26 protein-coding genes are annotated in these 25,850 nt (G+C 65.0%); 14 read left to right on the top strand and 12 right to left on the bottom strand.

Annotation, left to right across the window (positions count from 1 at the left end; all coding sequences use genetic code 11):
• The first annotated feature begins 25 nt into the window (after positions 1 to 25).
• The 9 genes from leuC (at position 26) to AWB70_RS22305 (ending at position 8,695) form a co-directional block, all read left to right on the top strand.
• A complete protein-coding gene (gene leuC, locus AWB70_RS22345) occupies positions 26 to 1,456 on the top strand; it encodes a 3-isopropylmalate dehydratase large subunit (protein WP_053570953.1) in 1,431 nt (476 codons plus the stop codon).
• Positions 1,457 to 1,458: 2 nt separating this feature from the next.
• Positions 1,459 to 2,055, top strand: coding sequence for a 3-isopropylmalate dehydratase small subunit (gene leuD, locus AWB70_RS22340; protein WP_053570954.1), 597 nt, complete (start codon positions 1,459 to 1,461; stop codon positions 2,053 to 2,055).
• Positions 2,056 to 2,095: 40 nt separating this feature from the next.
• Positions 2,096 to 3,166, top strand: a complete 1,071-nt coding sequence (leuB, locus tag AWB70_RS22335; RefSeq protein WP_053570955.1) for a 3-isopropylmalate dehydrogenase — start codon at positions 2,096 to 2,098, stop codon at positions 3,164 to 3,166.
• Positions 3,167 to 3,263: 97 nt separating this feature from the next.
• A complete protein-coding gene (locus AWB70_RS22330) occupies positions 3,264 to 4,289 on the top strand; it encodes an ABC transporter substrate-binding protein (RefSeq protein WP_014194020.1) in 1,026 nt (341 codons plus the stop codon).
• Positions 4,286 to 5,140, top strand: a complete 855-nt coding sequence (locus AWB70_RS22325) for an ABC transporter ATP-binding protein (RefSeq protein ID WP_053570956.1) — start codon at positions 4,286 to 4,288, stop codon at positions 5,138 to 5,140. Before AWB70_RS22330 ends, AWB70_RS22325 begins: the two co-directional genes overlap by 4 nt.
• Positions 5,121 to 5,927 carry an ABC transporter permease gene (locus AWB70_RS22320; protein ID WP_053570957.1) on the top strand — a complete coding sequence of 269 codons (807 nt, stop codon included), beginning with the start codon at positions 5,121 to 5,123 and terminating at the stop codon, positions 5,925 to 5,927. Before AWB70_RS22325 ends, AWB70_RS22320 begins: the two co-directional genes overlap by 20 nt.
• A 32-nt stretch (positions 5,928 to 5,959) precedes the next feature.
• Positions 5,960 to 6,715, top strand: coding sequence for an SDR family NAD(P)-dependent oxidoreductase (locus AWB70_RS22315; RefSeq protein ID WP_053570958.1), 756 nt, complete (start codon positions 5,960 to 5,962; stop codon positions 6,713 to 6,715).
• A 32-nt stretch (positions 6,716 to 6,747) separates the two neighbouring features.
• Positions 6,748 to 7,752 (top strand): ABC transporter substrate-binding protein, encoded by a 1,005-nt coding sequence (locus AWB70_RS22310; protein WP_374730254.1) that lies wholly within the window; start codon positions 6,748 to 6,750, stop codon positions 7,750 to 7,752.
• 19 nt (positions 7,753 to 7,771) lie between these two features.
• Positions 7,772 to 8,695 carry an SMP-30/gluconolactonase/LRE family protein gene (locus AWB70_RS22305; RefSeq protein ID WP_053570960.1) on the top strand — a complete coding sequence of 308 codons (924 nt, stop codon included), beginning with the start codon at positions 7,772 to 7,774 and terminating at the stop codon, positions 8,693 to 8,695.
• Here the strand turns inward: AWB70_RS22305 and AWB70_RS22300 are convergent.
• Positions 8,686 to 9,591: a LysR family transcriptional regulator gene (locus AWB70_RS22300; protein WP_014194026.1), complete on the bottom strand. Its 906-nt coding sequence runs from the start codon at positions 9,589 to 9,591 to the stop codon at positions 8,686 to 8,688. The two genes, AWB70_RS22305 and AWB70_RS22300, sit on opposite strands and share 10 nt — an antisense overlap.
• A gap of 162 nt (positions 9,592 to 9,753) precedes the next feature.
• Positions 9,754 to 10,512, bottom strand: a complete 759-nt coding sequence (locus AWB70_RS38835; RefSeq protein ID WP_159680298.1) for a YadA-like family protein — start codon at positions 10,510 to 10,512, stop codon at positions 9,754 to 9,756.
• Here AWB70_RS38835 and AWB70_RS38830 point away from each other — a divergent pair.
• Both AWB70_RS38830 and AWB70_RS22290 read left to right on the top strand, forming a co-directional pair.
• The gene (locus AWB70_RS38830) at positions 10,478 to 10,948 is read left to right on the top strand and encodes a hypothetical protein (RefSeq protein WP_159680295.1); all 471 of its coding nucleotides are present in this window, start codon (positions 10,478 to 10,480) and stop codon (positions 10,946 to 10,948) included. The two genes, AWB70_RS38835 and AWB70_RS38830, sit on opposite strands and share 35 nt — an antisense overlap.
• 589 nt (positions 10,949 to 11,537) lie before the next feature.
• A complete protein-coding gene (locus AWB70_RS22290; RefSeq protein WP_235024326.1) occupies positions 11,538 to 13,139 on the top strand; it encodes an ATPase in 1,602 nt (533 codons plus the stop codon).
• 30 nt (positions 13,140 to 13,169) lie between these two features.
• Here AWB70_RS22290 and AWB70_RS22285 read toward each other — a convergent pair whose 3' ends face one another.
• Positions 13,170 to 14,834 carry an alpha-amylase family protein gene (locus AWB70_RS22285; RefSeq protein ID WP_053570962.1) on the bottom strand — a complete coding sequence of 555 codons (1,665 nt, stop codon included), beginning with the start codon at positions 14,832 to 14,834 and terminating at the stop codon, positions 13,170 to 13,172.
• Between the two features lie 393 nt (positions 14,835 to 15,227).
• On the opposite strand from AWB70_RS22285, the gene AWB70_RS22280 reads away from it, so the two are divergent.
• Entirely contained in the window at positions 15,228 to 15,521 is a 294-nt protein-coding gene (locus tag AWB70_RS22280) for a GYD domain-containing protein (RefSeq protein ID WP_014194030.1), read from the top strand.
• Between the two features lie 34 nt (positions 15,522 to 15,555).
• On the opposite strand, the gene AWB70_RS22275 is transcribed toward AWB70_RS22280, so the two are convergent.
• Positions 15,556 to 15,759 (bottom strand): hypothetical protein, encoded by a 204-nt coding sequence (locus tag AWB70_RS22275; protein WP_045458575.1) that lies wholly within the window; start codon positions 15,757 to 15,759, stop codon positions 15,556 to 15,558.
• A gap of 346 nt (positions 15,760 to 16,105) precedes the next feature.
• On the opposite strand from AWB70_RS22275, the gene AWB70_RS22270 reads away from it, so the two are divergent.
• On the top strand, positions 16,106 to 16,891 hold the full coding sequence (locus AWB70_RS22270; RefSeq protein WP_143281682.1) for a hypothetical protein: 786 nt from the start codon (positions 16,106 to 16,108) through the stop codon (positions 16,889 to 16,891).
• Between the two features lie 16 nt (positions 16,892 to 16,907).
• Here the strand turns inward: AWB70_RS22270 and corA are convergent, their stop codons facing one another.
• The 4 genes from corA to AWB70_RS22250 all read right to left on the bottom strand — a co-directional run bounded on the left by corA (position 16,908) and on the right by AWB70_RS22250 (position 21,423).
• A complete protein-coding gene (gene corA / locus AWB70_RS22265; protein WP_053570964.1) occupies positions 16,908 to 17,885 on the bottom strand; it encodes a magnesium/cobalt transporter CorA in 978 nt (325 codons plus the stop codon).
• Between the two features lie 169 nt (positions 17,886 to 18,054).
• Positions 18,055 to 18,270: a hypothetical protein gene (locus tag AWB70_RS22260; protein ID WP_045458567.1), complete on the bottom strand. Its 216-nt coding sequence runs from the start codon at positions 18,268 to 18,270 to the stop codon at positions 18,055 to 18,057.
• Between the two features lie 250 nt (positions 18,271 to 18,520).
• Positions 18,521 to 20,449 carry a diguanylate cyclase domain-containing protein gene (locus AWB70_RS22255; RefSeq protein WP_235024325.1) on the bottom strand — a complete coding sequence of 643 codons (1,929 nt, stop codon included), beginning with the start codon at positions 20,447 to 20,449 and terminating at the stop codon, positions 18,521 to 18,523.
• A 131-nt stretch (positions 20,450 to 20,580) separates the two neighbouring features.
• Positions 20,581 to 21,423: an EamA family transporter gene (locus AWB70_RS22250; protein ID WP_053570965.1), complete on the bottom strand. Its 843-nt coding sequence runs from the start codon at positions 21,421 to 21,423 to the stop codon at positions 20,581 to 20,583.
• A gap of 104 nt (positions 21,424 to 21,527) precedes the next feature.
• Between AWB70_RS22250 and gcvA the strand changes: the two genes are divergently transcribed.
• Positions 21,528 to 22,436, top strand: coding sequence for a transcriptional regulator GcvA (gcvA, locus tag AWB70_RS22245; RefSeq protein WP_053570966.1), 909 nt, complete (start codon positions 21,528 to 21,530; stop codon positions 22,434 to 22,436).
• A gap of 16 nt (positions 22,437 to 22,452) precedes the next feature.
• Here gcvA and AWB70_RS22240 read toward each other — a convergent pair whose 3' ends face one another.
• The 4 genes from AWB70_RS22240 to AWB70_RS22225 are packed head-to-tail and all read right to left on the bottom strand — an operon-like array spanning position 22,453 to position 25,842.
• Complete coding sequence (locus tag AWB70_RS22240; RefSeq protein ID WP_053570967.1) at positions 22,453 to 23,382, bottom strand: electron transfer flavoprotein subunit alpha/FixB family protein; 930 nt, start codon at positions 23,380 to 23,382, stop codon at positions 22,453 to 22,455.
• A complete protein-coding gene (locus AWB70_RS22235) occupies positions 23,383 to 24,132 on the bottom strand; it encodes an electron transfer flavoprotein subunit beta/FixA family protein (protein ID WP_053570968.1) in 750 nt (249 codons plus the stop codon).
• Positions 24,129 to 24,635 (bottom strand): HutD/Ves family protein, encoded by a 507-nt coding sequence (locus AWB70_RS22230; protein WP_159680293.1) that lies wholly within the window; start codon positions 24,633 to 24,635, stop codon positions 24,129 to 24,131. The genes AWB70_RS22235 and AWB70_RS22230 overlap by 4 nt, the downstream gene beginning before the upstream one ends.
• 19 nt (positions 24,636 to 24,654) lie before the next feature.
• Positions 24,655 to 25,842 (bottom strand): NAD(P)/FAD-dependent oxidoreductase, encoded by a 1,188-nt coding sequence (locus AWB70_RS22225; protein WP_053570970.1) that lies wholly within the window; start codon positions 25,840 to 25,842, stop codon positions 24,655 to 24,657.
• Positions 25,843 to 25,850: the final 8 nt, after the last annotated feature.

The following is a 25,850-nucleotide window of genomic DNA, read 5'->3' as shown; positions in this document are numbered from 1 at the left end:
CGACTTCACGGAGCCAGACGAAGCAATGCAACTCGACCAAGCGACGGCGGGTCCGCGCACGCTCTACGACAAGATCTGGGACAGCCACCGCGTGATGTCGCGCGACGACGGACAGGATCTGCTCTTCATCGACCGGCATTACATTCACGACGTCACCGCGCAGTCGTTCGACCTGCTGCGACAGCGCGGGCTCACGCCGCGATCGCCCGAGCGCATCTTCGGCACGGCGGACCACTACGTGTCCAGCACGGCGAACGATATCGCGGCGGTGACGGACCCCGAGCGGCGCGGGATGATCGAAGCGCTGCAACGCGACGCGGCCGAATCGAACATCACCCTGTTCGGCATGAACGACGCGCGGCGCGGCATCGTGCACATCGTCGGGCCCGAGCAGGGCTTGAGCCTGCCCGGCATGACGGTCGTCTGCGCCGATAGCCACACGTCGACGCACGGCGCGATGGGCGCGCTGGCGTTCGGCATCGGCGCCACCGAAGTGACTCACGTGCTCGCCACGCAATGCCTGTGGCAACGCAAGTCGCGAAACATGCGCGTCACGCTCGACGGCGTGCCGGGGCCGGGCGTCACCGCCAAGGACCTGATCCTCGCGGTGATTGCGCAGATCGGCGTGGCGGGCGCGGTGGGCCATGTCATCGAATATGCGGGCTCCGCGATCGCGGGCCTGTCGATGGAAGGCCGGCTGACGCTGTGCAACATGACCATCGAAGCGGGCGGCCGCGCCGGCATGATCGCCCCGGATGACACGACGTTCGCCTATCTCGCCGGACGCCCCTACGCGCCCACGGGCGAAGCGTGGGACCGGGCGATGACGCACTGGCGCACCCTCTTCACCGATCCCGGCGCGGCCTTCAATCGCGAGGTGCATATCGACGTGGCCGGCATCGCGCCGATGGTCACGTGGGGCACCACGCCCGGCTATGCCTGCGCCATCGACGGCCGCGTGCCCGATCCGGCGGAGCAGGCCGACCCTGACCTGCGCGCGGCGATGTCGCGGGCGCTCGACTACATGGGACTGCCCCCGCACGCCGCGCTGGAAGGCGTGACGATCGACCGCGTGTTCATCGGCTCGTGCACCAACGGACGCATCGAGGACATGCGCAGCGCCGCCGAGGTTGCGCGCGGCCGCCGCATCGCCGCGGGCGTCGAGGCCTGGGTCGTGCCGGGCTCGCACGAGGTGCGGGCGCAGGCCGAGGCCGAAGGGCTCGACCGCGTGTTCATCGACGCCGGTTTCCAGTGGCGCTTTCCCGGCTGTTCGATGTGCCTCGCGACCAACGGCGATATCGCCGCGCCTGGCCAGCGCTGCGCCTCGACATCGAACCGCAATTTCGTGGGCCGCCAGGGGCCCGGCGTGCGCACGCATCTCATGAGCCCGGCGATGGCCGCCGCGGCCGCCGTGACCGGACGTCTCACCGACGTGCGCCGCCTTCTGGGAGCCTGAGCATGGAAAGCCTGACCTGCCTCGACGCGGTGGCGGCGCCGATCGTCGCCATCGACTGCGATACCGACCAGATCCTGCCCGCGCGCTTCCTGCAAAAGCCGCGTTCCGACGACTTCGGCCAGTTCCTGTTCCGCTCGGCGCGTTTCGGCCCGGATGGCGCGCCACGGCCCGACTTCGTGCTGAATCGGCCGGCCTACCGCGAGGCGCGCATCGTCGTGGCGAACCATAACTTCGGTTGCGGCTCGTCGCGCGAGCATGCGGTGTGGGCGCTGTACGACTACGGCATTCGCGCGGCGATCGCCCCGAGCTTCGGCGACATCTTTTTCATCAACTGCCTGAAGAACGGGCTGCTGCCGATCGTGCTGCCCGAGCACGTGGTCCTGCCGCTTCTGGACGGCTTGCGGGAAAGCCCGGGCAGCCGCATCGCCATCGACCTGCCCGCGCAGACCGTGACCTTGCCCGATGGCTCCGTCCATGCCTTCGACATGGAGCCTTTCGCGAAGGCGTGCCTGTTGCGCGGCATGGACGAGATCGACTACACGCTGTCGCATCGGGACCGCATCGAGGCCTTCGAGCGCGACCGCGCCGGCCCGTATTGAAGACGCGTTCTTTCAACTATCGACCCAGGAGAAAGCTCACATGAAGATTGCAGTCATGCCCGGTGATGGCATCGGTCCCGAAGTCGTGGCGCAGGCGCTCAAGGTGCTGAAAGTCGTCGCGCCGCAGGCCGAGACGGAGGAAGCGCCCATCGGCGAGGCGGGCATTCAGGCGCACGGCGTGCCGTTGCCCGAGCCCACGCTCGCGCTGGCGCGCAAGGCCGACGCCATTCTGTTCGGCGCGGTAGGCGTGGCCGACGAAGCCGATATCCCGCGCGAACGCCGTCCCGGCACCGGCTTGCTGCAGTTGCGCGAAGCGCTGACGCTGTATGCCAACTTCCGCCCGGCCTACATGTTTCCGGAGCTGATCGGGGCTTCGACCCTGCGCCCGGAAGTGGTGGACGGACTGGATCTCGTGATCGTGCGCGAGCTGAACGGCGACGCCTACTTCGGCCAGCCGCGCGGCTTCGAGACCAATCAGGCGGGCGAGCGCGTGGGCTTCAACACCATGCGTTATGCGGAATCGGAGGTGGAGCGCGTCGCGCATGCCGCTTTTCGGGCCGCGCGCCGCCGTCATCACAAGCTCTGCTCGGTGGACAAGGCCAACGTGCTAGAGGCGAGCCAGTTGTGGCGCGAGGTGGTCACGCGCGTCGGGCGCGATTATCCCGATGTCGAACTGAGCCATCTGTTCGTGGACGCCGCCGCCATGATGCTGATGCGCCGCCCCCTGCAGTTCGACGTGATCGTGACGGGCAACCTCTTCGGCGACATTCTCTCCGACGCCGCCGCGATGCTGACGGGTTCCATCGGCATGCTGCCTTCGGCTTCGCTGGGCTACGAGCGCAAGGGCCTGTACGAGCCGGTGCATGGCTCGGCCCCGGACATCGCGGGGAAGGACATCGCCAATCCGCTTGCCGCGATTCTGTCGCTGGCGATGATGCTGCGCGAGAGCTTCGAGATGGAGGACGCCGCGCGCCGCGTCGAACAGGCCGTGCGCACGGTGCTGGCCGCGGGCTACCGCACCGCGGATATCCAGCAGGACGGCATGCGCCGCGTCGGCACCGGCGAGATGGGCGATGCGGTCGTCGAGGCGCTGCGCAAGCAGACGGCTTAGGGCAGAGCGCGTTCGCGCAAACATTCGGAGCAAGGAGTACGGTCCATCGTCGGGAGTGTGTCGCACCAGAATATCCCTAGAAAGGGAGGAGACAACCATGAAGCTGAAACTCGCCATCGCGCTGTGCGCAGCGTTCGAGCTTGCCTGCGGTTCCGCCACGGCCATCGCCAAGGATGTGCCCGAGAAGCCCGAGCTGCACATCGCCGCGGCTTCGGTCGGCATCACCTATCTGCCGATGCTCGTCGCCAAGCAGCGCGGCTACTTCAAGGATGAAGGGCTGGACGTGACCATCGCGGCCTTCTCCGGTGGTTCGAAGACGCTGGAAGCCTTGCTGGGCGGCAGTTCCGACATGGTGGCCGGCGCCTATTCGAACACCATCACGATGGCCGTCAAGGGCCAGCATCTGGTGGTCGTGGCGGCGCAGGTCATCTGTCCGGGATGGATCTTCGGCGTGTCGCAGAAGCGGCAGGCCGAAGTCAAGTCGCCCAAGGATCTGAAGGGCATGCGGATCGGCGTGAGCGCGCCGGGCTCCAGCACGCACATGGCCGTCAACTACATTCTGCACAAGGCGGGGCTGCAGTCCACGGACGTGTCGATCATCGGCGTCGGGCAGGCGGCCGGCGCGGTGGCGGCGGTGCGCGCGGGACAGGTCGATGCGCTGATCGTCAACGACCCGAGCGCGACGATCCTGACGAAGGACGGCAGCCTCAAGCCGCTGGAAAACATGCGCACGGCGGACGGCAACGTGAAGGTGTTCGGCTCGGATTACCCCGAATCGAGCCTGTTCGCGACGCAGGATTTCATCGACAAGAATCCGAAGACGGTGCAGGCCGTGGCGAATGCGATCGTGCGCGCCGAGAAGTGGATCGCCAAGGCCACGCCTGAACAGGTCGCGGACAACGTCCCGCGCGAATATCTGGAGGACAACAAGGCGCTCTACGCGGAAGCCTTCACGAACAGCCGCCGCTGTATCGCGCAGAACGGGGAAATCACGGCCAAGGGCGCGCAGACCGTGCGCGACGTGCTCGCGGCCTTCGATCCGGCGGTGGCCTCGGCCAAGATCGACCTCGCTTCGACGTATGACAATCGCTTCGTCAAGAAGGCGGCGGAGATCCAGCCATGAGCACCGCGACGTACAGTGTTCCGCTCGATAGCGGCCAGACCGGCATGCGCGAAGCGCTGCGCTTCGAGAACGTCACGTGCACATTCGCCGGCAATGGCAAGCGCGCGCAGACCTACACCGCCGTTGCCGGCGGCAACCTGACGATCGGCGACGGCGAGTTCGTCTCGATCGTCGGGCCCACGGGCTGCGGCAAATCCACGCTGCTGAACGTGGCCGCGGGCTTGACGCGGCCCTCGTCGGGCAGCCTGAGCGTGTTCGGCAAGAAGCTCACGCAAGGGCTGAACACGCAGGCCGCCTATCTGTTCCAGGTGGACGCGCTCATGCCCTGGAAGACGGCCGAGGAGAACATCGCGATCGGCCTGATCTTTCGCGGCATGCCGCGCGAGGAGGCGCTCGGCGTGGCGCGCGGCTGGCTGGAGCGGGTCGGCCTGCAGGGGCACGGCAAGAAGTATCCGCACCAGATGTCCGGCGGCATGCGCAAGCGCGCCGGCCTCGCGCAGGCGCTGGCGCTCAATCCGCGCATCATCCTGATGGACGAGCCGTTCAGCGCGCTGGATATCCAGACGCGGCATCTGATGGAAGACGAACTGCTGAAGCTGTGGTCCTACGACCGCAAGTCCGTCATGTTCGTGACGCACGATCTGGAAGAGGCCATCTCGCTGTCGGACCGCGTGATCGTGCTGTCGGCGGGGCCCGGCACGCGGCCGATCGCCGAGTTCGAGATCGATCTGGAGCGGCCGCGCGAAATGTCGGAAATCCGCATGACGCAGCGTTTCCTTCAACTGCACACCCAGATCTGGGACGTGCTTCGAGGCGAGGTCCTGAAAAGCTATGCGCGCAATCGTGTTTGATCCCAACAACCGGTTCACGGTGCTGGTCACCCGCCTCGCGATCCTGTTCGGCGTGCTGTTCCTGTGGTGGCTCGGCACGGATCAGAAATGGCTTTCGCCGTTCTTTTTCGGCGATCCTGTCGGCGTGGCGCGCCGTATCGTGGAGTGGTTCGTGACGGGCTCGGTGTTCCGCCACCTCTACACGACCCTGCTCGAAACCATGCTGGCGTTCGCGATCGGCACGGTGCTGGGCCTCGCGTGCGGTCTGTGGCTCGCGCTCAATCCGTTCCTCGCGGTCGTGTTCGATCCGTTCATCAAGGCGATGAACTCGATGCCGCGCCTCATCTTCGCGCCGATCTTCGCGCTCTGGTTCGGTCTTGGCATCTGGTCCAAGGTGGCGCTCGGCGTGACGCTCGTGTTCTTCGTGGTGTTCTTCAACGTCTTTCAGGGCGTGCGCGAAGTGAGCCCGACGGTGCTGTCGAATACCCGCATGCTCGGCGCGAACTCGCGCCAGTTGATGCGCCACGTCTACCTGCCTTCGGCGACAAGCTGGGTGTTTTCCAGTCTGCATAACGCGATCGGCATCGCGTTCGTGGGCAGCGTGGTGGGCGAATACCTTGGCTCGGAAAAGGGCGTCGGCTATCTGATTCTGCTGGCCGAGGGCGTGTTCGACATCAACTCGGTCATCGCCGGCATTCTGGTGCTGACCGTATTCGCCCTGGTCCTCGACACGGCCGTGTCGATGGTCGAGGATCACCTTCTGCGCTGGCGGCCCGTCGCCGGGCAGACCGTCGCCGCGAGCGCCTGAGAGCGCGGCGGCTTACTTCGAGGACACTCCACTTGCAGACCAACGCGATCAATCTGAAGGACCGCGTCGCCGTCGTGACGGGCGGCGCGCAGGGTATCGGCCTGGAAGTCGGCCGCAGACTGCTCGAATCGGGCGCGCGGCTCGCGATCTGGGACATCAATGCGGACGGCATGGCGGCCGCGCGCGGCGAACTGGGCGAGCACGATGTCCACTTCGAGCGCGCCGACATCGCCGATTACGCGAGCGTCGAGGCCGCCGTGGCGGGCACGCTGAAAGCGGCCGGGCGCATCGATATTCTGATCAACAACGCGGCGATCGTCGGGCCGAATGTGCCGCTCATCGACTATCCGCTCGACGCATGGAAGCAGGTGATCGATATCGACGTCAACGGGACGTTTCACTGCTGCCGCGCCGTGGCGCCGGTTATGATCCGCCAGAACTACGGCAGGATCGTCAATCTCGCCTCGGTCGCGGGCAAGGAAGGCAACCCGAACGCGGCGGCCTATAGTTCGGCCAAGGCCGCGGTCATCGCCATGACGAAATCGCTGGGCAAGGAACTGGCGGGCCACGATATCGCGGTCAATTGCGTCACGCCCGCCGTGGCGCGCACGCCCGGCGCGATGGAGCAGTCGCCCGAGCATATAAGCTACATGCTGGGCAAGATTCCGCGCGGCCGTTTTCTCGAACTCGCCGAAGCTGCCGCGATGATCGCCTGGCTCGCCAGCGAAGAGAATTCGTTCACCACCGGCGCGGTTTTCGACCTGTCCGGCGGCCGCGCCACCTACTGAGAGTTGTTATCGTGAGAACGTTCTGGCGTTTGATGTTGCCGGTCGTCGCCGCCTGCGCGGCCCTCGTGAACCTGCCGGCCGCCAGCGCCGCGCCCGTGCCGGAGAAGCCGAAGCTGCATCTGGCGGCGGCGGGCGTGGGTTTTCCCTATCTGCCGATGATCATCGCGGACAGCCGCGGGTATTTCAGGCAGGCCGGGCTGGATGTCGAGATCGGCGTGTTCAGCGGCGGCGCGAAAGCGCTTCAGGCGATGATGGGCGGCAGCGCCGATATCGTCGCGGGCGCGTATTCCAACACCATCACAATGGCGGCCAAAGGGCAGAAGCTGGTGTCGTTCGTCACGCTGGCTTCCTGCCCCGGCTGGGTGTTCGGCGTGACGCGCGCGAGCCACGCCAAGGTCAAGAGCTACGCGGACCTGAAGGGCATGCGCATTGGCGTGAGCTCGCCCGGTTCGAGCTTCCACATGGGCGTGAACTACCTGCTGAGCAAGGCCGGCGTGAAGCCGGGCGACGTGTCGATCATCGGCGTGGGCTCGTCCGCGGGCGCGATCGCCGCGGCGCGCAGCGGACAGATCGACGGACTGATGAGCAACGACCCGGTCGCGACCGTGCTGCAGGACAGCGGCGATCTCTTCCCGCTGGCCGTGATGCGCGATCCGGCCGGCACCCGCGCCACGCTGGGCGGCGATTATCCGGAAGCGTCCGTTTACACCACGAAGGACTTCGTCGCCAAATATCCGAATACCGTGCAGGCGGTCACGAACGCCATTCTGCAAGCGGAGCAGTGGATGGCGCAGGCCACGCCCGAGCAGGTCGCCGCGGCCGTGCCGTCGCAATACGCGCTGGCCGAGAAGGATGTCTTCGCCAAGGCCTACGGCAACATGCGCAGTTGCATTTCGCGCGACGGCCTGATGACGGACGCCGCCGCGCATACCGTGCGCGACGTGCTCGCCGCCTTCGATCCCGAGATCGGCAAGGCCTCGATCGATCTGAAGGCGACTTACGACAATCGCTTCGTCGAGAATGCCGGCAAGCACTGAACCGAGAGAAGGGGCGGCGATGGAGAACGGCGTGCGCATCCTGGCCGAAGGCCTGAAGTTTCCCGAAGGGCCCGTGGCGATGCCCGATGGCGCCATCGTGCTGGTCGAGATCGAGCGCGAGACGATCAGCCGCGTGGCCCCCGACGGCACGGTGAGCGTGCTCGCGCAGGTCGGCGGCGGTCCCAACGGTCTGGCGCTCGGGCCGGACGGCGCGTTCTATGTCTGCAACAACGGCGGCTTCCTGTTCCGCACCGTCGCGGGGTTGAATCGCACGAGGCCGGGCGTGCATCCGCACTACACGAGCGGGCGTATCGAGCGCTTCGATCCGCAAACGGGCGCGCTTTCGACGCTGTACGACCGCTGCGGCGACCATCCGCTGTGCGGCCCCAACGACATCGTGTTCGACCACGACGGCGGCTTCTATTTCACCGATTTCGGCAAGAACCGGCTACGCGAGCGCGATCACGCGGGCCTGTATTACGCGCGCGCCGATGGCTCGGCGATCGTCGAAGTGGCGTATCCGCTCACGACGGCCAACGGTGTCGGCCTGTCGCCGGACGACCGTGTCGTGTACGTCGCGGAGACCGAAACCGCGCGGCTCTGGGCGTTCGATCTCGAAGCGCCCGGCCAGGCGCGCAAGCATCCGTATCCGTCGCCGCACGGCGGGCGTCTCGTGTGCGGCCTGCCCGGCTATCAGCGCTTCGACAGCCTCGCGGTGGACGCCGAGGGCAACATCTGCGTGGCCACGCTGGTCACGGGCTGCATCACGGTGGTCGCGCCGTCTGGCGAGGTGCTGCGGCAGGTGATGGTGCCCGACGGCATGGTCACGAACATCTGCTTCGGCGGCATCGACATGAAAACGGCTTACGTGACGATGTCGGGCACGGGACGTCTCGGCGTGCTGCCGTGGCCGCAGGCCGGGCTGAAGCTGGCTTATTCGTGATGGCCCGTGTCCTGGCTGCCGAGCAAATGCCTGAGAAAGAGCTGGACGGGCGCGGGCAGCGATTCGGCCTCGCGCACGCAGATCTTCCAGTGCCGCTCGGCCCACGTTTCGTCGAGCTGCACGGCGACCAGCGGCGCGGAACTGACGTAACGCTCGGCATGATGCTCGGGCACGAGGCCGATGCCGAGCCGCGCCTCCACCATGCTGCGCACCGGCTCGAAACCGTTGACGCGGATCGACAGCTTGAGCGGGTGGTCGAGATCGGCGGCGGCGCGCAACACGAGCGAATTCAGATAGCTGCCCGCTTGCGGCCCCACCAGCGGATATTCGGCCATTTCGCGGAATTTCACGCGCTCCTTGCGGCTGAGCGGATGATCCGGCGGCATGATGACCACCAGGCGATCGCTGCGGTAGGGGAAGACCTGGAGGCCGGTGGTCACGGTCGTGCCGCCGAACACGCCGATATCGGCGGTGTTTTCGGCCACGGCGCGCACGACGGCGGGACTCAGGCTTTCCTGCAGATCGATGCGCAGCCCCGGATGCAGCGCCAGGAAATCGCGGATGTCGTTGGCGATGTACTGGACGATGGTGGACAGGCTCGCATGCAGCCGGATCTGTCCGCGCACGCCTTCGGCATGGTCGAGCAGTTCGCTTTCCATTTGCGCGATATCGCGCAGGAGCACGCGGGCGTGCTGCAAAAGGGCCGCGGCCGCGGCGGTCAGTTCGAGCCCTTTGTTGCTGCGCACGAAGAGGGCGGTCTTGAGGGTGTCCTCGAGATGGGACATGCGCTTGCTGAGCGCCGAGGGCGCGATATTCTCGGCTTCAGCCGCGCGCGCGATGCTGCCGTGCTCGCAGACGGCGACGAATAACTTCAGCGATTGCAGATCGAAACGCATCGAGTCTCCGGGGCGCGGTCTTGTCGCCGCGGTGCTTTGTCATGAAGCGAGAGTATGCATGCGGTCGATTGCGAGTGCAGGAGATGAAAAAAAAGCCCGTCGCGCGGACGGGCCTGCTGTCGTGCTCTGCGGCACGATGTTGCGCCGTCTCCGGCGCTGCTTTTACCAGCTAAAGGAAGCGCCGCTGCCCACTGTCGCGCCGGTGCCGCCGAAGCCCGCGCCGGCGCTCACGCGCAGGTTCTCGTTGATGTTGCCCTTCAAGGCCACGGCGAGCGCCGTCTGGCCGCCGTAATAGCCGACGCCCGCGCCTACCGCGAAGCGCTTGCCTTGCGCGACATCCGGAATGTTCGCCAGCGCGGTGACGCCCGCGATACCCGCCGATGCATGCTTGCTGACGCTGTCGATGCGCGCGCCCATCGCGTTGACCTGGTTCCTGACCTGATTGAGCTGATTGACGTTGGCCGCGTCGTTCGGCGCCACGCCGTCCGCCACGCCGCTCACGCGCACCGGCGCGCCCGCGCCGTTGGCGAGGCTCACGCCGTTGTCGTCGAGCGTCATGTACGTGGATGACGTGCCGCCCGACAGCGTGGTCGATGCGTTGCCCACCGTCAGACCGTGCGTATTGCCCGCGTCGTTCGTGACCGTGAGGCTGGCGGTTTGATTCGCCGAATCCAGCGACAGCGACGACGCACCGCTCGTCAAGCCCGCCGATGCGGCCTGAACGGACAAACTGCTGGCGCCCGTCGCCACGTTGAACGTGTTGCGCACCGAGGTTGCGCCATAAAGCGCCGTGCTGCCCGTCACGTTCATCGATCCGGCATTGACCGCGCCCGTGGTGTTGAACGAGGCCGCGTTCACCGCGCCGGTTGCGTTCACGGTCGTGGTGTTGACCGCATTGGCGTTGACGGTTGCCGCATTCACCGATGCCGCGTTCACCGCGCCGTTCGCGGTGATGGAATCCGCGCTGATCGCGCCCGTCGAATTGACGGAACCGGCGTTCAGTGCGCCACTCGTGGTGAAGCCGCTTGCTGAAACAGCGCCCGTCGTCGTCAGCGAGCTTGCCGAAACAGCGCCCGTGGTGGTCAGCGAGCTTGCCGAAATGCCGCCCGTCGTATTCAGCGAACTCGCCGAGATATTGCTGGCGCTGATCGATCCGGCGGAAAGGTTGCCCGAGACACTCGTGCCGGACGTGCTGACCGTCAGGTTATTGCTGCCGGCCTTGATAGTCGTGCTGTTCAGGCTCGACGAAAAGGTGGTCGTGGGCGCGGAGGTGCCGTTGATCACTTCGAATGCGCCGATAGAGCCGTTATCGTCGTTGACGGTGACAGAGACGTTATTCGGATCGGTGCCGAGTTGAACATCGGCGTGCGAAGCGCCGGACCACATCACGGAGACAGCGACCGCCAGGCTTGCCGCAGGAAAGAAAAACGGACGATGAAACGAGTGCTTCACAAGAACAACCTTTTAAAGTGGCGATAAACAACAAGAGAAAGAATTTGCCGCGAAGTGAATCATTTGCATTTCGCGCTTGTTTGTTTTAACGGCCATGTGCAACGACTACTTAATAGTGCTTTTAAAAATTATATGAACTGAAGAATGGCAGTTTTTGCCGCTTATTCAGGCCCTAAAGCGGTTTCCTGATCCCGCAGCGGTTCTTCATCCGACAATACGGAGAATTAATGATTGACGCCTACACGTCTAAAGGATGAAGCTTTCTCACATTCTCGTTACCGATCCTTCGGTTTGTTTCGCACTGAAAGCCATTTCCTTCCGCCATCCGCCGCATTGCATGGTCTAGACCAACGGAGAAGAGAATGAGAAGGATCAGAGGACTCGTCCTGGCAGTTTTGTCAGGACTACTGTTCAGTGCGTGCGGGGGCGATGCAGGCTCCGACGCCCAGGGTACGAACGCGAAAAGCGCCGCCGGACAACCGGCTTCTGAGCAAGTGGCCACGACCAAGGGTTATGCGTTATCGACCGTCATCTGGGATCGCTTTCCCATCGGGGTGTGCTGGGACATGAGCAACGCCGATTTCTCGCGGTACGCCGCGCAACGCAACTGGAGCCGTCTCGCGGTCCAGGAAACCTGGGAGCAGCATTCGGGCGTGCGGTTCTCGGGCTGGCAGCGATGCACCAATGATCCGAACTACTACGGCATACGGATTTCGGTCGAGGACAACGCCGCGACAGGGCCGCATACCTTTGGTCTGGGTGTGATGCTGAACAATGCGCCGGGCGCCATGGTGCTCAACTTCACCTTCAGGAACTGGAGCCAGAGTTGCCAGGGCCGCGAGGAGTACTGCATCCGCCGGGTTGCCGCGCACGAATTCGGTCACGCGCTGGGCTTCGCGCACGAGCAGAACCGGCCCGACACGCCTTCGACGTGCCGCGAGCCCGTGCAGGGCAACTCGGGCGATACGATGATCGGCGCGTGGGATCTCGCATCGATCATGAACTACTGCAACCCGCAATGGAACGGCGACGGCAAGCTGAGCGCGACCGACATCGACATGGCGCAGAAGTTTTATGGACCGCCGCGGCGCAACGAAACCGTGTACACGCTGACGCGCGCGCAGGCCCCGGCGCAAGTCACCGCGTACGATTTCGCCACGCATGCCGCGAAGGCGACGATCGATCTGAGGCTTTCGGGCGACTACAAGCGCGTCGATCAGATGTTCGCCAGCAGCGACGGAAAGCGGCTGCACGTGCTGCTCGAACGAAGTCCCACGTCGGTCGATCTCGCCACCATCGACACCGCAACGAACACGGTGCTGCACGTCACACCCATCGGGCCGTTGTTGATGGCGTCCACGGGCTTTAGCCTTCAGCCCGCGTTGCAGGGAAGCCAGGTGTATGTGTCGAACCGCAACGTGATCAGCGTCATCGACACGGACTCGGGCGCGCTGGTTCAGCGGACGGTGCTGCCCGAAGCGTTCAATGTCGTCAGACTGGCGACGGCGAAGAACGACGCCGGAAATCTCTATGCGCTGTCGATCGTGAACGGAACGAAGCAGGAAGTGCTTCGCATCGACATGAGCATCTCGCTGATCACGGGCGGCTATCCGGCGGGAGCGGCGCCCGCTGCAATCCACGATCAGTTCGCCGTGACGCCCGATGGCAAGAAGGCCTATTTCGTCAGCTTCGCATCGGCGCAGGCCGAAGGCCGGTTGACGGAAATGGATCTGGAAAGCGGCATCACGCGCGTGCTGACCGATCTGCCGGAGAAGAAGCCGAAGTTCCTCACGGCTATCGGCAATCAGCAAATCCTGTACGCCGACGATAACGGTACGAACCCGAGCCCGATCGTTCTCTACGACGTGACGAGCCGAAAGAAGACGACGTTGCTCGCTTCGTCGAACTCGCTGGATTATCTCCAGTACGAACCGGGAACCGGATCGATTCTGCTTGAGCGAACCGGCGTCTGGTCCGTCAATCAGGCGAAGCCGCAGTCGGACGGCTCGTTCAAGAACGCCGATCTCGGCCTACGTTCGTTCACCAGCGGTTCAGCGTATGGCGGCGTCGCTCCGTTCGTGTTCGTGGCGCGTTGAGATGCAAGACTTCATGGCGCGCAGCGTGGCTCACACTTCGCTGCGCTTCAGAAGATAATCGAGACCGCCCACGCGAAACCATCGATAGCCATAGGGTTCCAGCACGACGGTGTGCTGGCCCTTCGCATTGCCCTGGCTGTGGTCGTCCGACAGCAGATTGACGAGCATCGCGCTCTCGCCGGCTTGCACGCGTACCTGAAACTTCACCGAGCACGCGGCCGCGCTGAAGTTATGCACGCAGACCACCGAGTTGTTGCGCCAGTCGTAGCGCAACGCGAGCACGTCGTCGCGCGAGGTGCGCAGGATCGCGAAATCGCCCCAGCTTATTTCCGGCACTTCCTTGCGCATGCGAATCATCCGCTCGATCCAGTTGAGCAGCGAATTCGGATCGCGGCGCTGGCTGGCGACATTCACGCGTTCATAGCCATAGGGTCCGCCCGAGATCACCGGCGAAACCGGGCGCGCGTGCTTGGTGAAACCGGCGTGCGGCTCGGTGGACCATTGCATCGGCGTGCGCACGGATTCGCGCTCGGGCAGGCGCAGGTCGTCGCCCATGCCGATCTCGTCGCCATAGCGCACGACCGGCGTGCCGGGCAGCGTCAACATCAGGCTGTATGCGAGCTCCAGCCGCTGACGGTCGCCGTCGAGCATCGGCGCGAGACGCCGGCGAATGCCGCGTTCGTAGAGTTGCATGCCGGGTTCCGGGCCGAATGCCGCGAACACGGTTTCACGCTCTTCGGGCGACAGCCGGCCGAGATCGAGTTCGTCGTGGTTGCGCAGGAATACGCCCCACTGCGCGGTTGCCGCGCGCGATTTCGTCGCTTCGAGCGCTTTCTTCAGAGGGGTCGTGTCCGCGCTCGCGAGCGCGTAGAACGTGTTCTGATTCACCTGAAAGTTGAACATCATCTGCAGGCGTTCGCCCGCGTGGCCGAAGTACTGCATGTCGGTGTCGGGCAGCACGTTCGCTTCCGCGAGAATGATCGCGTCGCCCTGACGCCATTGCAGGAACTCGCGAAACATGCGCAGCATGTCGTATTGCTCGACCGGCGTTTTCACCTGCGCGCCCTTGGTGGCGATGACGAACGGCACCGCGTCCATGCGAAACCCCGAGACGCCGAGCTGAATCCAGAAGCCCATGATCTTGAGCAGTTCGGCCTGCACATAGGGGTTGGCCGTGTTCAGATCGGGCTGGAAATCGTAGAAGCGGTGGTAGTACCACATGGCCGCCTCCTTGTCGTAGGTCCACGTCGATTTCTGCACGCCCGGAAAGACCATGCCTTCCTTCGCGCGCGCCGGCTTCTTCTTCGACCACACGTACCAGTCGCGATACTTCGACGACGGGTCGCGCCGCGCCTGCCTGAACCACGGGTGCTGGTCCGACGTGTGGTTCACGACGAGATCGATCATCACGCGCAAGCCGCGCTGACGGCACGCGTGAGTGAACTCCGTGAAGTCGCCGAGCGTGCCGTAGCGTGGATCGACGTTGTAGTAATCGGAGATGTCATAGCCGTTGTCGCGGCCGGGCGAAGGCTGAAACGGCATCAGCCATATCGTCGTGATGCCGAGCCCCTGAAGATAGTCGAGGCGGCGCACGAGACCCTGGAAATCGCCGACGCCGTCGCCGTTCGCGTCCATGAACACACCGACGGACAGGCAGTAGATGACTGCGTTCTTGTACCAGAGGTCGTTGACCATGCGCTTTGATCGGAGCCCGGTTCGTGAGCGGATGGAAACGCGCCGGCAAACTGCCGGGCGCGAAACGTTTCGAGTGTAATCGTCATGCGCTGAAGCGGGCAAGCCGATGCGGGCCGCGCCGTCGCCTATACTTTTTGAGCAACTCAGCCCTTCCATGCGCGGCTTTGCAAGCGATTCGACGCGCCGCGCAACGCGAAACCGGGCGATATCCATCGGCGGCTTTTCTATCTCATGCGCGTTGCTTCCGCGCAATGGCTGCCTTCTCTTTCTTTTCTTTGCCTCTTTATTCACGCATGGAAAACGCTGCGCGCATGGCGGCTGCGTTCGTTCGCTCATGGCGGGCTTCGCGGCGGCGCACTTGCGGCGGCGCCACTCTCACTCGACGAGGTCGATATGGCCACCTACATCATGCTGCTCAACTGGACCGATCAGGGCGTGCGCAGCGCGAAGGACACGATCAAGCGGGCACGCGCATTCGGCGAAACGAGCAAGGCGATGGGCGCGACGCTCACATCGCTGCACTGGACGCTCGGCTCCTACGATCTGGTCGCTTCGGTCGATTCGCCCGACGACGAAACGATGACCCGTCTCGGCCTCATGCTCGGCGGACTGGGCAATGTCCGCACGACGACGATGCGCGCATTCGACGAAACCGAGATGGAACGAATCGTCGGCGGATTGAAGTAGCGCGCATTCGAGCATCGACGGCGGCGCGCGCTCGTCATCGCGCGCGCGTCTTTCCGTGCGTGAGATGGTATCCCGCGATCAGCCCCATGTCGTAGGCGCTTTCGAGCGCCCGCACGATATCGGCTGGCTTGACGAGAATGCGATCGTCGAGCGCGTGGTCGTCCTTGAAATCGACATCGAAGCAATCGGTGGCGATCTCGCTCAGGGTAGTCAGTCGTTCTTCGGTCAGCAGGCTCATGTCGTTTTTCTCCGGCAAGCAAATGCATCGTAGCGATGCCGACTTAGCGCCGTATTACTTTCGAAGACCCCATTCCCCTGATCATTGCGCGCGTCTCGCAGCGCTTTCTTCTGTCTATCGCAACGCGGGCCGGTATGCTACGGTGGATTCGTATGCATTGCTTGCGAACGGGCGATCGCTGATTGTCGATCGACCTTCCGAAATCATTCGGATGGAGTGTGATGTGACAGTGGATCAGCAAGGCGTTCGCTCGTCGCCTTATTCGGTCATTTGCCCCCGCTGTGAAACGCTTTCTTCCGTCGAAGAAAGCGCGTGTCCGTTTTGCGGCGCGGACCGGCACGGGGCCGTGCTGACGCGGGGCGCGGAAACGGCGGTGCGCGCGGTCGCGGCGGCGCGTGGCGTGACGCGCCATTTTCCGGCGTATGGCGAAGCGAACCGCCTGGAAAAAGCGCTGGGCCGGCTCGAAGGGCGCGAGCCGCGCTTGCCGGCGCCCGTGACCGCCGGTGTGCCGGAGCAGCCGCGACGGACATCGAACTCCATGCTGGCCACGGTCGCCATGGCGGGCGTCGTGCTCGGCGCCTGCGTAATCGCACGCGCTTACTTCGAAAATCATGGATCGACGGCGCGCGCCGCCGCGGTGCCGGTCGCCGTTGCCGGGCCTGTGCGCGCGGCGGCGCCGAATCTCGACTCGGCCGACAGGATCGTGGAAAGCCGCGCGCCCGATGCCGCGCGTCCCGCGGCCAGCACGGCGTCGCCGCTGATTCCGGTGGTCGCATCGAGCAAGGACAGCGCGCAGCAGGCGGTGGTGCATGAGACGCCGGTGGTAAAGAAGACTGCCGCGCCTCGCGCGCAGGTTGCGCGTAAAGGTGCTTCCAAGCCGGCCAGCGTCAAGGTCAGCGCCGCGTGCTCGCCGAAGTCCGATCGTGCGTGCGCGAAGACCGCGCAACGTCAGGCATCGAAATCGAAGGTCGAGGTGAAACAGCAGAAGGCGGGCAAGCCGCAGCAGCGTCGTCAGGAAGCCGCGAAAGGTAAGCCGGGGACGAAGGAGTTTCAGAAGGTCGCGGCGATTCCCGCGCCGGTTAAACCGGCGATGACGGCGGAGGGGAGCTGGAAGCCTAGCAGGAAGAATTAGTGGCCGAGGAACCCCCTCAAATCCACTTCGCCTTCCGAAACCACCGGAACAGCAAAGCATCGATCGTCACGATCACCGCGATCACCACCGGATAACCAAAGCGCGCATGCAACTCCGGCATGTGCTCGAAGTTCATGCCGTAAATGCCCGCGATCATCGTCGGGACCGCGAACATCGCGGCGAAGGTGCCGAGACGCTTGGTGATTTCGCTGTCCGCGAGCGCGATCATGCCGAGGTTCACCTGTATGGCGGTGATGACCATGTCGCGCCGTCCGTCTATCGCGCCGACGATGCGCTCCAGATGCACGTACACATCCTTGAAGTACGCCGTCATGCCCGCGCAGATGCCGGGCACGCGCCCGCCGGTCAGCTTGCCGACGCCTTCCAGCAGCGGACCGACGTGATGCCGCAGCACGACGAGCCGCCGCTTGAAGCGATACAGATCTTCGATGAGCGCGCGCGATTCGCTGTGCGCCTGGCGCGCGAAGATGCGGTCTTCCAGCACGTCGAGATCGGCGGCGAGCGTTTCGAGCACATGAAAGTAACCGTCGACGATATCGTCCATCAGCGCGTAGAGCACGAACGCGGAGCCTTGCCTGAGCATCGGCGGCTCGCTTTCGCAGCGCTCGCGCACACGCTTGAAGCCGCGCGTTGCGCGCATCCGCACCGAAAGCACGTAGTTTCTGCCGACGAACACATCGACTTCGCCGAACAGCAGGCCGCCGTCTTCCGTGAGTTCGACGGTATGCATCACGGCGAACAGCGAATCGCCGTATTCCTCGATCTTCGGCCACTGGTGATGCGTGCGCACGTCTTCGACGGCCAGCTCGTGCAGGCCGAATTCCTCGCGCATCGCGTCGAGCTCGGCGGGCTCGGGGTCCTTCAGCGCGACCCAGACGAAGCACTCCGGTTTCTGCACGTAGTCGCTGATCTCGTCGACGGTGATGTCGGCGAGCTTGCGGCCGTCCTGATAGGCAACGCAGGCAATCAACATGATCGATCTCCTGGCGGGAGGATGCGTCAGTCGGGCGGCTGGCGTGCCATCGGGTCTGACCGGACATGCATCGTGCACCGGTCAGCCGACGGTTTGATGACATCGCGCGCGGCGTCGATGAGTCGCCGCGCGGATCGGGAGGAAGAGGGTCGAAGTGTTGCTGACGCGCTCAGGCGGCTTGCCAGTGCTCGTCCACAGTCTTGTCGGTCACGCGTACCTTCGCGACCATGGGCGAATAGCCGCGCAGTCTGATCTCGTCGGCGGCGAGCCGCTCCGAGCGATAAACCTGCTGCGTGATCCTCGTGCCGTCATGAAATTCGAGGGTGTAGCCGTCGATCGGCCCCCACTGTCCCTTCGGCATCGGTTCGATATAGACGTTCTGCATCGCGTTTCTCCAGCGTGATTGGAAAGCGTCGGGCGCAATCGCGCACCTCTTGTATAAGAGGTTATCGAAGAAAAGCAGGCGGGCGGCTGCGGTGCGAGGGGTTGCGCACCAAATAAAAATCGTTGTAATTCAATGCGCTAAGCGCGATATTTCACGATACGAAAGCTCATTGTCCGATGCGCAACCGGGCGCGTGTTGCCATGCAGCGTGCATTTTCGAAAACCGGACCCCGATTGCGCATCATGAAATTTCAGTGATGCATCGCGGCGTTGCCGGCCGCCTCGATAAAGCGGTCGTTCGCGGGCGCGGCATCCGTCGGCATCGAGGCGAAGCGAAAGCCGTTGCGTCCCTTGCGCTTGGCTTCGTACATGGCGCGATCGGCTTCGGCGAGCATCGTTTCCGCCGAGGTATCGATGCCGCCCGCGCACATCGCAATGCCGACGCTCGTGCCGAGCCGCGCCTCGCCGCTTCCCACGTCGAAGGGCCGTCCGATCGCGCGGCAGATATCCTGCGCGATCCGGCTGCACGCGCTCGACGACGCGATGCCTCGTGCAAGCAGCACGAACTCGTCGCCCGCGAGACGGCAGACGAGATCGCCCGCGCGCGTGGTCTTTTTCAGGCGCGCGGCCACCTGGCGGAGCAGCGCGTCGCCGGCGTCGTGGCCGTGCTGATCGTTGACGTTCTTGAAGCCGTCGAGGTCCATGAAAAAGAGCGCGAACGGCACGTCTTCGGCGCGGGCGGCATCCACGCACAACGCAAGCTGCTCGGCGAGGGCGCGGCGGTTCGGCAGACCCGTGAGCGCGTCGCGCATCACTTCGGAACGCATCTGGTTCTCGCGCCGCTTCGTCTCGGTGATGTCCTGCGACATGATGTAGAAGCCCACGGCCTCGCCGCGCTGGAACTCCGGGATATACGTCGCGTTCCAGATGCGGGCGGGCGCGCCTTCGTAGACGATGTCCTCGTGCGTCACGCGCTCGCCCGCGAGTACGCGGCGAAAGTACGGCAGGCAGCGCTCGAAGGTCGCCGCGCCGATCGTCTCGCGCACGGTCTTGCCGCGCAGCGCGGCCGGATCGACGCCGAACACGTCGTGATACACCTGATTGTTGAAGCGGTAGCGCAAGTCCGCATCGACATGGGCGATCAGCACGGGCAGGTTATCCGTGATCGTCTGCAGCGCGACGCGGCTGCTCGTCAGCTCGCCGGTGCGCTCCAGCACGCGGCGCTCCAGTTCCTGACGGTAATCGCGCAACACGCGTTCGCTGTGCTTGCGGCTCGTGATGTCCTGCACCACGCTCACGAAGTGCATCGGCAGGCCGCGGTCGTCGCGGATCAGCGCAACCGAGAGATCGATCCATATCGTGACGCCGTCGCGCCGCCGGTAGCGCTTTTCGAGCGAATAGGTCTTGCGCGCGCCGCCGAGCAGTTCGGCGACGTGTTGCAGATCGCCGGGCAGGTCCGCTTCCTCGGTAATCTGCTGGAAGGTCATCGTCACGAGTTCGTCGGCGCTGTAGCCGGTGATCTCGCAGAGCTTCGGATTCACTTCGATGAAACGCCCGTCGAGATCGACGATGGCCTTGCCCGTCGGCGTCTGCTGGAAAATCGTATGAAAGCGCGACTCGGAAACGCGCAGCTTGCGGCGGTCGTCTTCCTGGATCTCGCGGGTCTCGCGCGCGGCTTCCCGTTGCACGATCTCGCGCTCCACGGTCGCCGCGAGATCGCACAACGCCGCCTGTGCCGATGCGCTCAGCCGCCTCGGTTTCGTATCGATGGCGCAGAGCGTGCCGAGCACGAATCCACCCGAGGAGCGCAGCGGCACGCCCGCATAGAAGCGCACATGCGGCGCGCCCGTGACGAGCGGATTGCCCGCGAAGCGCGCATCGGCATGCGTGTCTTCGACGAGCAGCAGGCGCTCCGAATGCAGCGCGTAGGCGCAGAAGGACACGTCGCGCGCGGTTTCGCACACGTCCAGCCCGAGGCGCGACTTGAACCATTGCCGATGCTCGTCGACGAGCGATACCAGCGCGACCGGCACCTGCAACAGCTCCGCGACGACACGCGTCACGCGGTCGAAGACTTCCTCATGCGGCGTGTCGAGCAGGTCGAGGCTGCGCAGCAATTGCAGCCGCTTCGCTTCGTCGGCGGGCAGGGGCGCCGCGTGCCATTCGTATACGGGATGCAAGGTCGTTCTCGGTTCTTCCGGGTTTCGCCATCGGACCCCATGGCACGACGTGCACTGTATCGAAGCGCGCGACGTCCCGATTCACCGATCAGCGGCAGGCTTTCGGCTTAGTTCGACGCACGGCTTACGGGTCACGTTCCGAGCAGCACCGCGCCCGCCGCGACGACCACGCACGCGAGCCAGCGTTTTGCGCTGACGGGTTCTTGCAGGAACACGCGTCCGATGAGCGCCGCAAACACGACGCTCGTCTCGCGCAACGCGGAGACCGCGCCCATCGCGCCGGCCTGCATCGCCCAGATGACGATGCCGTACGCGGCGATCGACACAAGGCCACCCGCGAGCGACGAACCCACGGCCATCGGCGCATCTCTGAGCGGCGTCCATAGCGCGGGCAGGCCCCGCTTCGCGACGAAGATGACGGGCATGAACCAGTAGAACATGAACATCCACGCGGTGTAGGTGACGGCTTCGCCTTCGGACAGACGCACGCCGATGCCGTCGATCACGGTGTAGATGGCGATGGTCACGCCCGTCGTCAGCGCGGCGAGCGCGCCCGCGCGCGACACGCGGCCGCCCTGCAGCGCGAGCGCCATGATGCCGCACGATATGAGCGCGATGCCGAGCGCATGCAGCCCGCCGATGCCTTCATGCGCGAAGAGCGCCGCGCCGAGCGTGACGAGCATCGGCGACGAGCCGCGCGCAATCGGATAAGCCTGCGCGAGATCGCCGCGGCGATACGCGCGCACGAGGCTCAGGTTATAGGCAATGTGCACGAGCCCCGACGCGACGATATACGGCCACGCGGCCTGCGGCGGCAGCGGCAGATAAAGCACGACGAACACGGAGACGACGCCGATCGCGATGCTCATCCACGTCATCGACAGGAAGCGGTCGCGATTGCCGTGGAGCATCGCGTTCCAGCTTGCGTGCAGCAGCGCTGCGAAAAGGACGACACCGCCGGTATAGCTGAGCATGCGTTTCGTTTTAATGACGTGACGAATAGTTCACAGAATATCTATCTTGTCGTCCCGCAACAAACCATTTAAATTGCGCTATCGCGTTAGAAAATCTCTTGTGAATGAGACCGCCCTTGCCATCGCTCAATGCGCTGCGCGCGTTCGAGGCCGCAGGAAGGCTTGGCAGCTTCAAGGACGCCGCGGCGGAACTGCATGTGACGCACGGTGCGATCAGCCAGCAGGTGCGCCTGCTGGAAGTGTGGCTCGGCGCGCCGCTGTTCGAGCGCCACAACCGGCGCGTCGTGCTGACGTCCGCGGCGCGTGCCTGGCTTGCGCAAATCGGCCCGCTTTTCGATCAGCTCGCGCAGGCCACGGCGCGCTTCGGCCTGCCCGAAGCCGTGCCGCGCACGCTCGCCGTGAACGCGCCCGCGACGTTCACCTTGCGCTGGCTGGTGCCGCGGCTGGAGAAGTTCCGCGCGCGGCATGCCGATATCGAAGTCCGGATCGAGACATCGAACGAGCCGGTCGAAAGCCTGAAGGACACCTTTGACATCGTGATCCGGGGCGGCCCGGACACGTTCTACGGCTACGCGATGCGGCCGTTTCTAGCGGAAGAGCGCCTGCCCGTGTGCAGTCCCACGCTGCTCGAACGCCTGCCGCTCGGCGCGCCGGAGGACTTGCGCCGGCACACGCTGCTGCATACGTCGAGCTTGCCGCGCGTCTGGCCGGACTGGCTCGCGCAGGCGAACATGCCCGCGATCACGCCCGCGGCGGCGCTGACCTTCGATCACTTCTATCTGACCTTGCAGGCAGCGGTCGATGGCATGGGCATCGCGATGGGACCGACCGCGCTCGTCGCCGACGATCTCGCCGCCGGCCGGCTCGTCGCGCCGTTCGCCGGGCCGCGTCTGCCGTCGCGAAGTTACTGCACCTATGTCGCCGACGAGAAAGCGCGCGACGAACGCGTCGCGCTGTTCCGTTCGTGGCTGGAGCACGAAGGCGACGAGTTCGCGAGCGCGCACGACGCGTGAGGCGATCTCGCCGCGCTCAGAGCGCCTGCGTCAGTGTCGGCACGACATCGAACAGATCGCCGACGAGGCCGTAATCCGCGACGCCGAAGATCGGCGCATCGGCGTCCTTGTTGACGGCGACGATCACTTTCGAGTCCTTCATGCCGGCGAGATGCTGGATCGCGCCCGATATGCCGACCGCGACATACAGTTCCGGCGCGACGATCTTGCCCGTCTGGCCGACTTGCAGATCGTTCGCCGCGAAGCCCGAATCGACCGCCGCGCGCGATGCGCCGACCGCCGCGCCGAGCTTCTGCGCGAGCGGGTCGAGCAGCGCGAAGTTTTCCGCGCTGCCAAGTCCGCGTCCGCCCGACACGACGACGCGCGCCGCCGTGAGTTCCGGCTTGTCGCTCTTGGCGATTTCGCGGCGCACGAAGTTGGAAAGGCCAGTGTCGGCGGCGGCGGGCACTTGCGTGACCGTCGCGCTGCCGCCTTCGGCCGCGGCGGCTTCGAAGGCCGTCGTGCGGATCGTCGCGACCTTCACGGCATCGGCGGATTGCACCGTGGCGATGGCGTTGCCCGCGTAGATCGGGCGCTGGAAGGTGTCGTCGGCATCGATGGCGATCACGTCCGAAATCTGCGATGCATCCAGCTTCGCCGCCACGCGCGGCGCGCTGTTCTTGCCCACGGCCGTCGCCGGGAAAAAGATGTGCGTGTAGTCCTTCGCGAGCGCGAGCACCTGCGCGGCGACGTTTTCGGCGAGACCGTCGGCGAGATGGGGCGCGTCGGCGAGCAGCACGGCGTTCACGCCCGCAATCTTGCTCGCGGCATCGGCGACGGCGCGCGCGCCGCTGCCCGCGACGAGCACATTGACGCCATTCGCGAGCTTCAGCGCCGCCGAGATCGTGTGCAGCGTCGAGGCCTTCAGCGCCGCGTTGTCGTGTTCGGCAATAACCAGAGTCGTCATTCAGATCACCTTCGCTTCGGATTTCAGTTTTTCGACGAGCGCCGCGACATCGGGCACGATCACGCCGGCCTTGCGCACGGGCGGCTCGACGACCTTCAGCGTCTTCAGGCGCGGCGCGGGATCGACGCCGAGATCGGCGGGCCTGAGCGTGTCGAGCGGCTTCTTCTTCGCCTTCATGATGTTGGGCAGCGTCACGTAGCGCGGCTCGTTCAGGCGCAGATCGGTGGTGACGATCGCGGGCAGGCGCAGCGAGATCACTTCGAGACCGCCATCGACCTCGCGCGTGACGACTGCGGCGCCTTCGCCGATTTCGATTTCGCTCGCGAAGGTCGCCTGCGGCCAGTCGAGCAGCGCGGCGAGCAACTGGCCGACCTGGCCCGCGTCGTCGTCGATGGCCTGCTTGCCGAGAATCACCAGTTGCGGCTGCTCTTTATCGACGACGGCCTTCAGGAGCTTCGCCACCGCGAGCGGCTGCAGTTCGGCATCGGTCTCGACGAGCACGCCGCGATCCGCGCCGATCGCAAGCGCCGTGCGCAGCGTTTCCTGGCTTTGCGCGCCGCCGCACGACACGGCGACCACTTCGCTCGCCTTGCCGGCTTCCTTGAGGCGCACCGCGGCTTCGGTGGCGATTTCGTCGAACGGGTTCATCGACATCTTCACGTTGCCGATATCCACGCCGCTCTGATCCGACTTGACGCGCACCTTCACGTTGTAATCGACGACGCGTTTTACTGCGGTAAGTACCTTCATCTCTCTTTCCCGGAAGTTTCAGATTCGATCGTGACGAGAAAGCGCGCGCCGTCCGACGGCTCGACGCGCAGCGCTTCCCTGACGTTTTCGGCGATGAGGACATCGCCCGCATCGGACGCGACGACGAGCGCCGCGCGGCACGGCGCGATAGCGAGCGGCTGCGTGATCGCGTGCACCCGCGCCCGGTAAGCCCCGATGCGCGTCATCACGTTGAGCACGGTCACGGGGCCATCGTCGAGCGATGCGCGCCACGCGCGCGCACCGTCGTAGGCGGCCGCGAGCAAGGGTTTTAGCGTGACGGCCGCGCCCGTTTCGTCGCGCAGCACGACGCCATGACCGCGCAGCACGACCGATATCCGCGCGATGCCCTCGAAGCGCGAATACGGCCCGTCGCGCGCCACGTCGGCGATGCTCACGCGCCAGTCGCCGCCCTGCGACGCGACCGTGCGCGTGATCCCGCCGCCGTTGCGCCAGCGTTCGGGCGCGATCGATGCGATGGACACGTGGCGCATCCCCGCGTGCTCACGACACGGCGCCGAGGCCATACTTGCCCGTCAGCAGTTCGCCGGTATCGAAGCGTTCGATGGAATACGGCTTGAGCGACACGTCCGTTGGCAGGCCGAGCGCTTCCTGCGCGAGCACGCGGCCGACCGTCGGCGAAAGCTTGAAGCCGTGGCCGGAGAAGCCGTAACCAACGACCAGCCCTTCGATGCCCGGCAAGCGCCCGAGCACCGGATTCCAGTCGGGCGTGACGTCGTACACGCCGGTCCACGACGAGGCGATGCCCGCCGTCTCGTAATCCGGAAAGCGCTCCGCTACCTGCGCGCCGACTTCGACGACGTAGTCCATCGGAATGTCGCCCTGTTCCGTTTCCGCCGTATTGAGCTTCTCGCCGACGACGCCTTCGCTCACGAGCATCTGATTGCCGCCGTAGCTGCGGTAATACAGCATGCCGGGCGACGCGAGATCCTTGAAGACGGGCATCGAGAACGTGTATTTCGCGGCGTCGCATTCGAGCGCGAGCACGGCGTGACGCTCGGGCATGACCGGCAGATTGCGGCCCGTCCAGCCGGCGAGTTCCGGCGTCCAGATGTTCTGCGTGCTGATGACGGTGGACGTTCTGAAGTCGCCGATGCTCGTCGATACGCCCGTCACCTTGTTGTTCTCGAACAGGATCTTGTTGACCGACACGTTCTCGCGGATCGTCACGCCGCCGCGCCGGGCCGCGCGCGCAAAGCTGGTCGCGACGAGATACGCATCGGCGAAACCGGCTTCCGGCTCGTAGCCGATGAGCGCGGCGTCCTCGAAGTGCGCGATCGGCAGCAGTTCTTTCGCCTGCTTGCGGTCCAGCAATTCGAGCGGAATGCCTTGCTCCTTTTGCTGGGCGAGCGATGCGCGCAGCGGTTCGAGCTTGTCGCCTTCGCCCGACACGATCATGTAGCCGCACTTGACGAGGCCGCACGAGGCTTCTTCATCGCCGAGATAAGCGGCGAAGTCGTTGAAGACGTCCCACGATCTGCGCGCGAGATCGACGTTTTCCTTCACCGAATAATGCGTGCGCAGAATCCCCGACGACTGCGATGTCGTTCCGGCTCCGATCGTTCCGCGATCGAGCACGAGCACGTTTTTCGCACCGAGCTTCGCGAGCTGAAAAGCCACCGAACTGCCGATGACTCCCGCGCCAATCACCACGACGTCATATGTATCCACGGTTCGCT

The organism is Caballeronia cordobensis, from assembly GCF_001544575.2.
GTDB lineage: Bacteria > Pseudomonadota > Gammaproteobacteria > Burkholderiales > Burkholderiaceae > Caballeronia > Caballeronia cordobensis.
Note: the sequence above shows the minus strand (reverse complement) of the source record. Positions and strands in the feature narration are given on the sequence as shown.

What these genes read in the sequence shown, in the direction of transcription:
- AWB70_RS22250 (WP_053570965.1), bottom strand. Translation starts at nt 21,423, where the DNA reads ATGCTCAGCTATACCGGCGGTGTCGTCCTTTTCGCAGCGCTGCTGCAC.
- AWB70_RS22330 (WP_014194020.1), top strand. Translation starts at nt 3,264, where the DNA reads ATGAAGCTGAAACTCGCCATCGCGCTGTGCGCAGCGTTCGAGCTTGCC.
- AWB70_RS22260 (WP_045458567.1), bottom strand. Translation starts at nt 18,270, where the DNA reads ATGCAGAACGTCTATATCGAACCGATGCCGAAGGGACAGTGGGGGCCG.
- AWB70_RS22235 (WP_053570968.1), bottom strand. Translation starts at nt 24,132, where the DNA reads ATGAAGGTACTTACCGCAGTAAAACGCGTCGTCGATTACAACGTGAAG.
- AWB70_RS22300 (WP_014194026.1), bottom strand. Translation starts at nt 9,591, where the DNA reads ATGCGTTTCGATCTGCAATCGCTGAAGTTATTCGTCGCCGTCTGCGAG.
- AWB70_RS22325 (WP_053570956.1), top strand. Translation starts at nt 4,286, where the DNA reads ATGAGCACCGCGACGTACAGTGTTCCGCTCGATAGCGGCCAGACCGGC.
- AWB70_RS22310 (WP_374730254.1), top strand. Translation starts at nt 6,748, where the DNA reads ATGTTGCCGGTCGTCGCCGCCTGCGCGGCCCTCGTGAACCTGCCGGCC.
- corA (WP_053570964.1), bottom strand. Translation starts at nt 17,885, where the DNA reads ATGTTGATTGCCTGCGTTGCCTATCAGGACGGCCGCAAGCTCGCCGAC.
- AWB70_RS22285 (WP_053570962.1), bottom strand. Translation starts at nt 14,834, where the DNA reads ATGGTCAACGACCTCTGGTACAAGAACGCAGTCATCTACTGCCTGTCC.
- leuD (WP_053570954.1), top strand. Translation starts at nt 1,459, where the DNA reads ATGGAAAGCCTGACCTGCCTCGACGCGGTGGCGGCGCCGATCGTCGCC.
- leuB (WP_053570955.1), top strand. Translation starts at nt 2,096, where the DNA reads ATGAAGATTGCAGTCATGCCCGGTGATGGCATCGGTCCCGAAGTCGTG.
- AWB70_RS22275 (WP_045458575.1), bottom strand. Translation starts at nt 15,759, where the DNA reads ATGAGCCTGCTGACCGAAGAACGACTGACTACCCTGAGCGAGATCGCC.
- AWB70_RS22240 (WP_053570967.1), bottom strand. Translation starts at nt 23,382, where the DNA reads ATGACGACTCTGGTTATTGCCGAACACGACAACGCGGCGCTGAAGGCC.
- AWB70_RS22320 (WP_053570957.1), top strand. Translation starts at nt 5,121, where the DNA reads ATGCGCGCAATCGTGTTTGATCCCAACAACCGGTTCACGGTGCTGGTC.
- leuC (WP_053570953.1), top strand. Translation starts at nt 26, where the DNA reads ATGCAACTCGACCAAGCGACGGCGGGTCCGCGCACGCTCTACGACAAG.
- AWB70_RS22305 (WP_053570960.1), top strand. Translation starts at nt 7,772, where the DNA reads ATGGAGAACGGCGTGCGCATCCTGGCCGAAGGCCTGAAGTTTCCCGAA.
- gcvA (WP_053570966.1), top strand. Translation starts at nt 21,528, where the DNA reads ATGAGACCGCCCTTGCCATCGCTCAATGCGCTGCGCGCGTTCGAGGCC.
- AWB70_RS22280 (WP_014194030.1), top strand. Translation starts at nt 15,228, where the DNA reads ATGGCCACCTACATCATGCTGCTCAACTGGACCGATCAGGGCGTGCGC.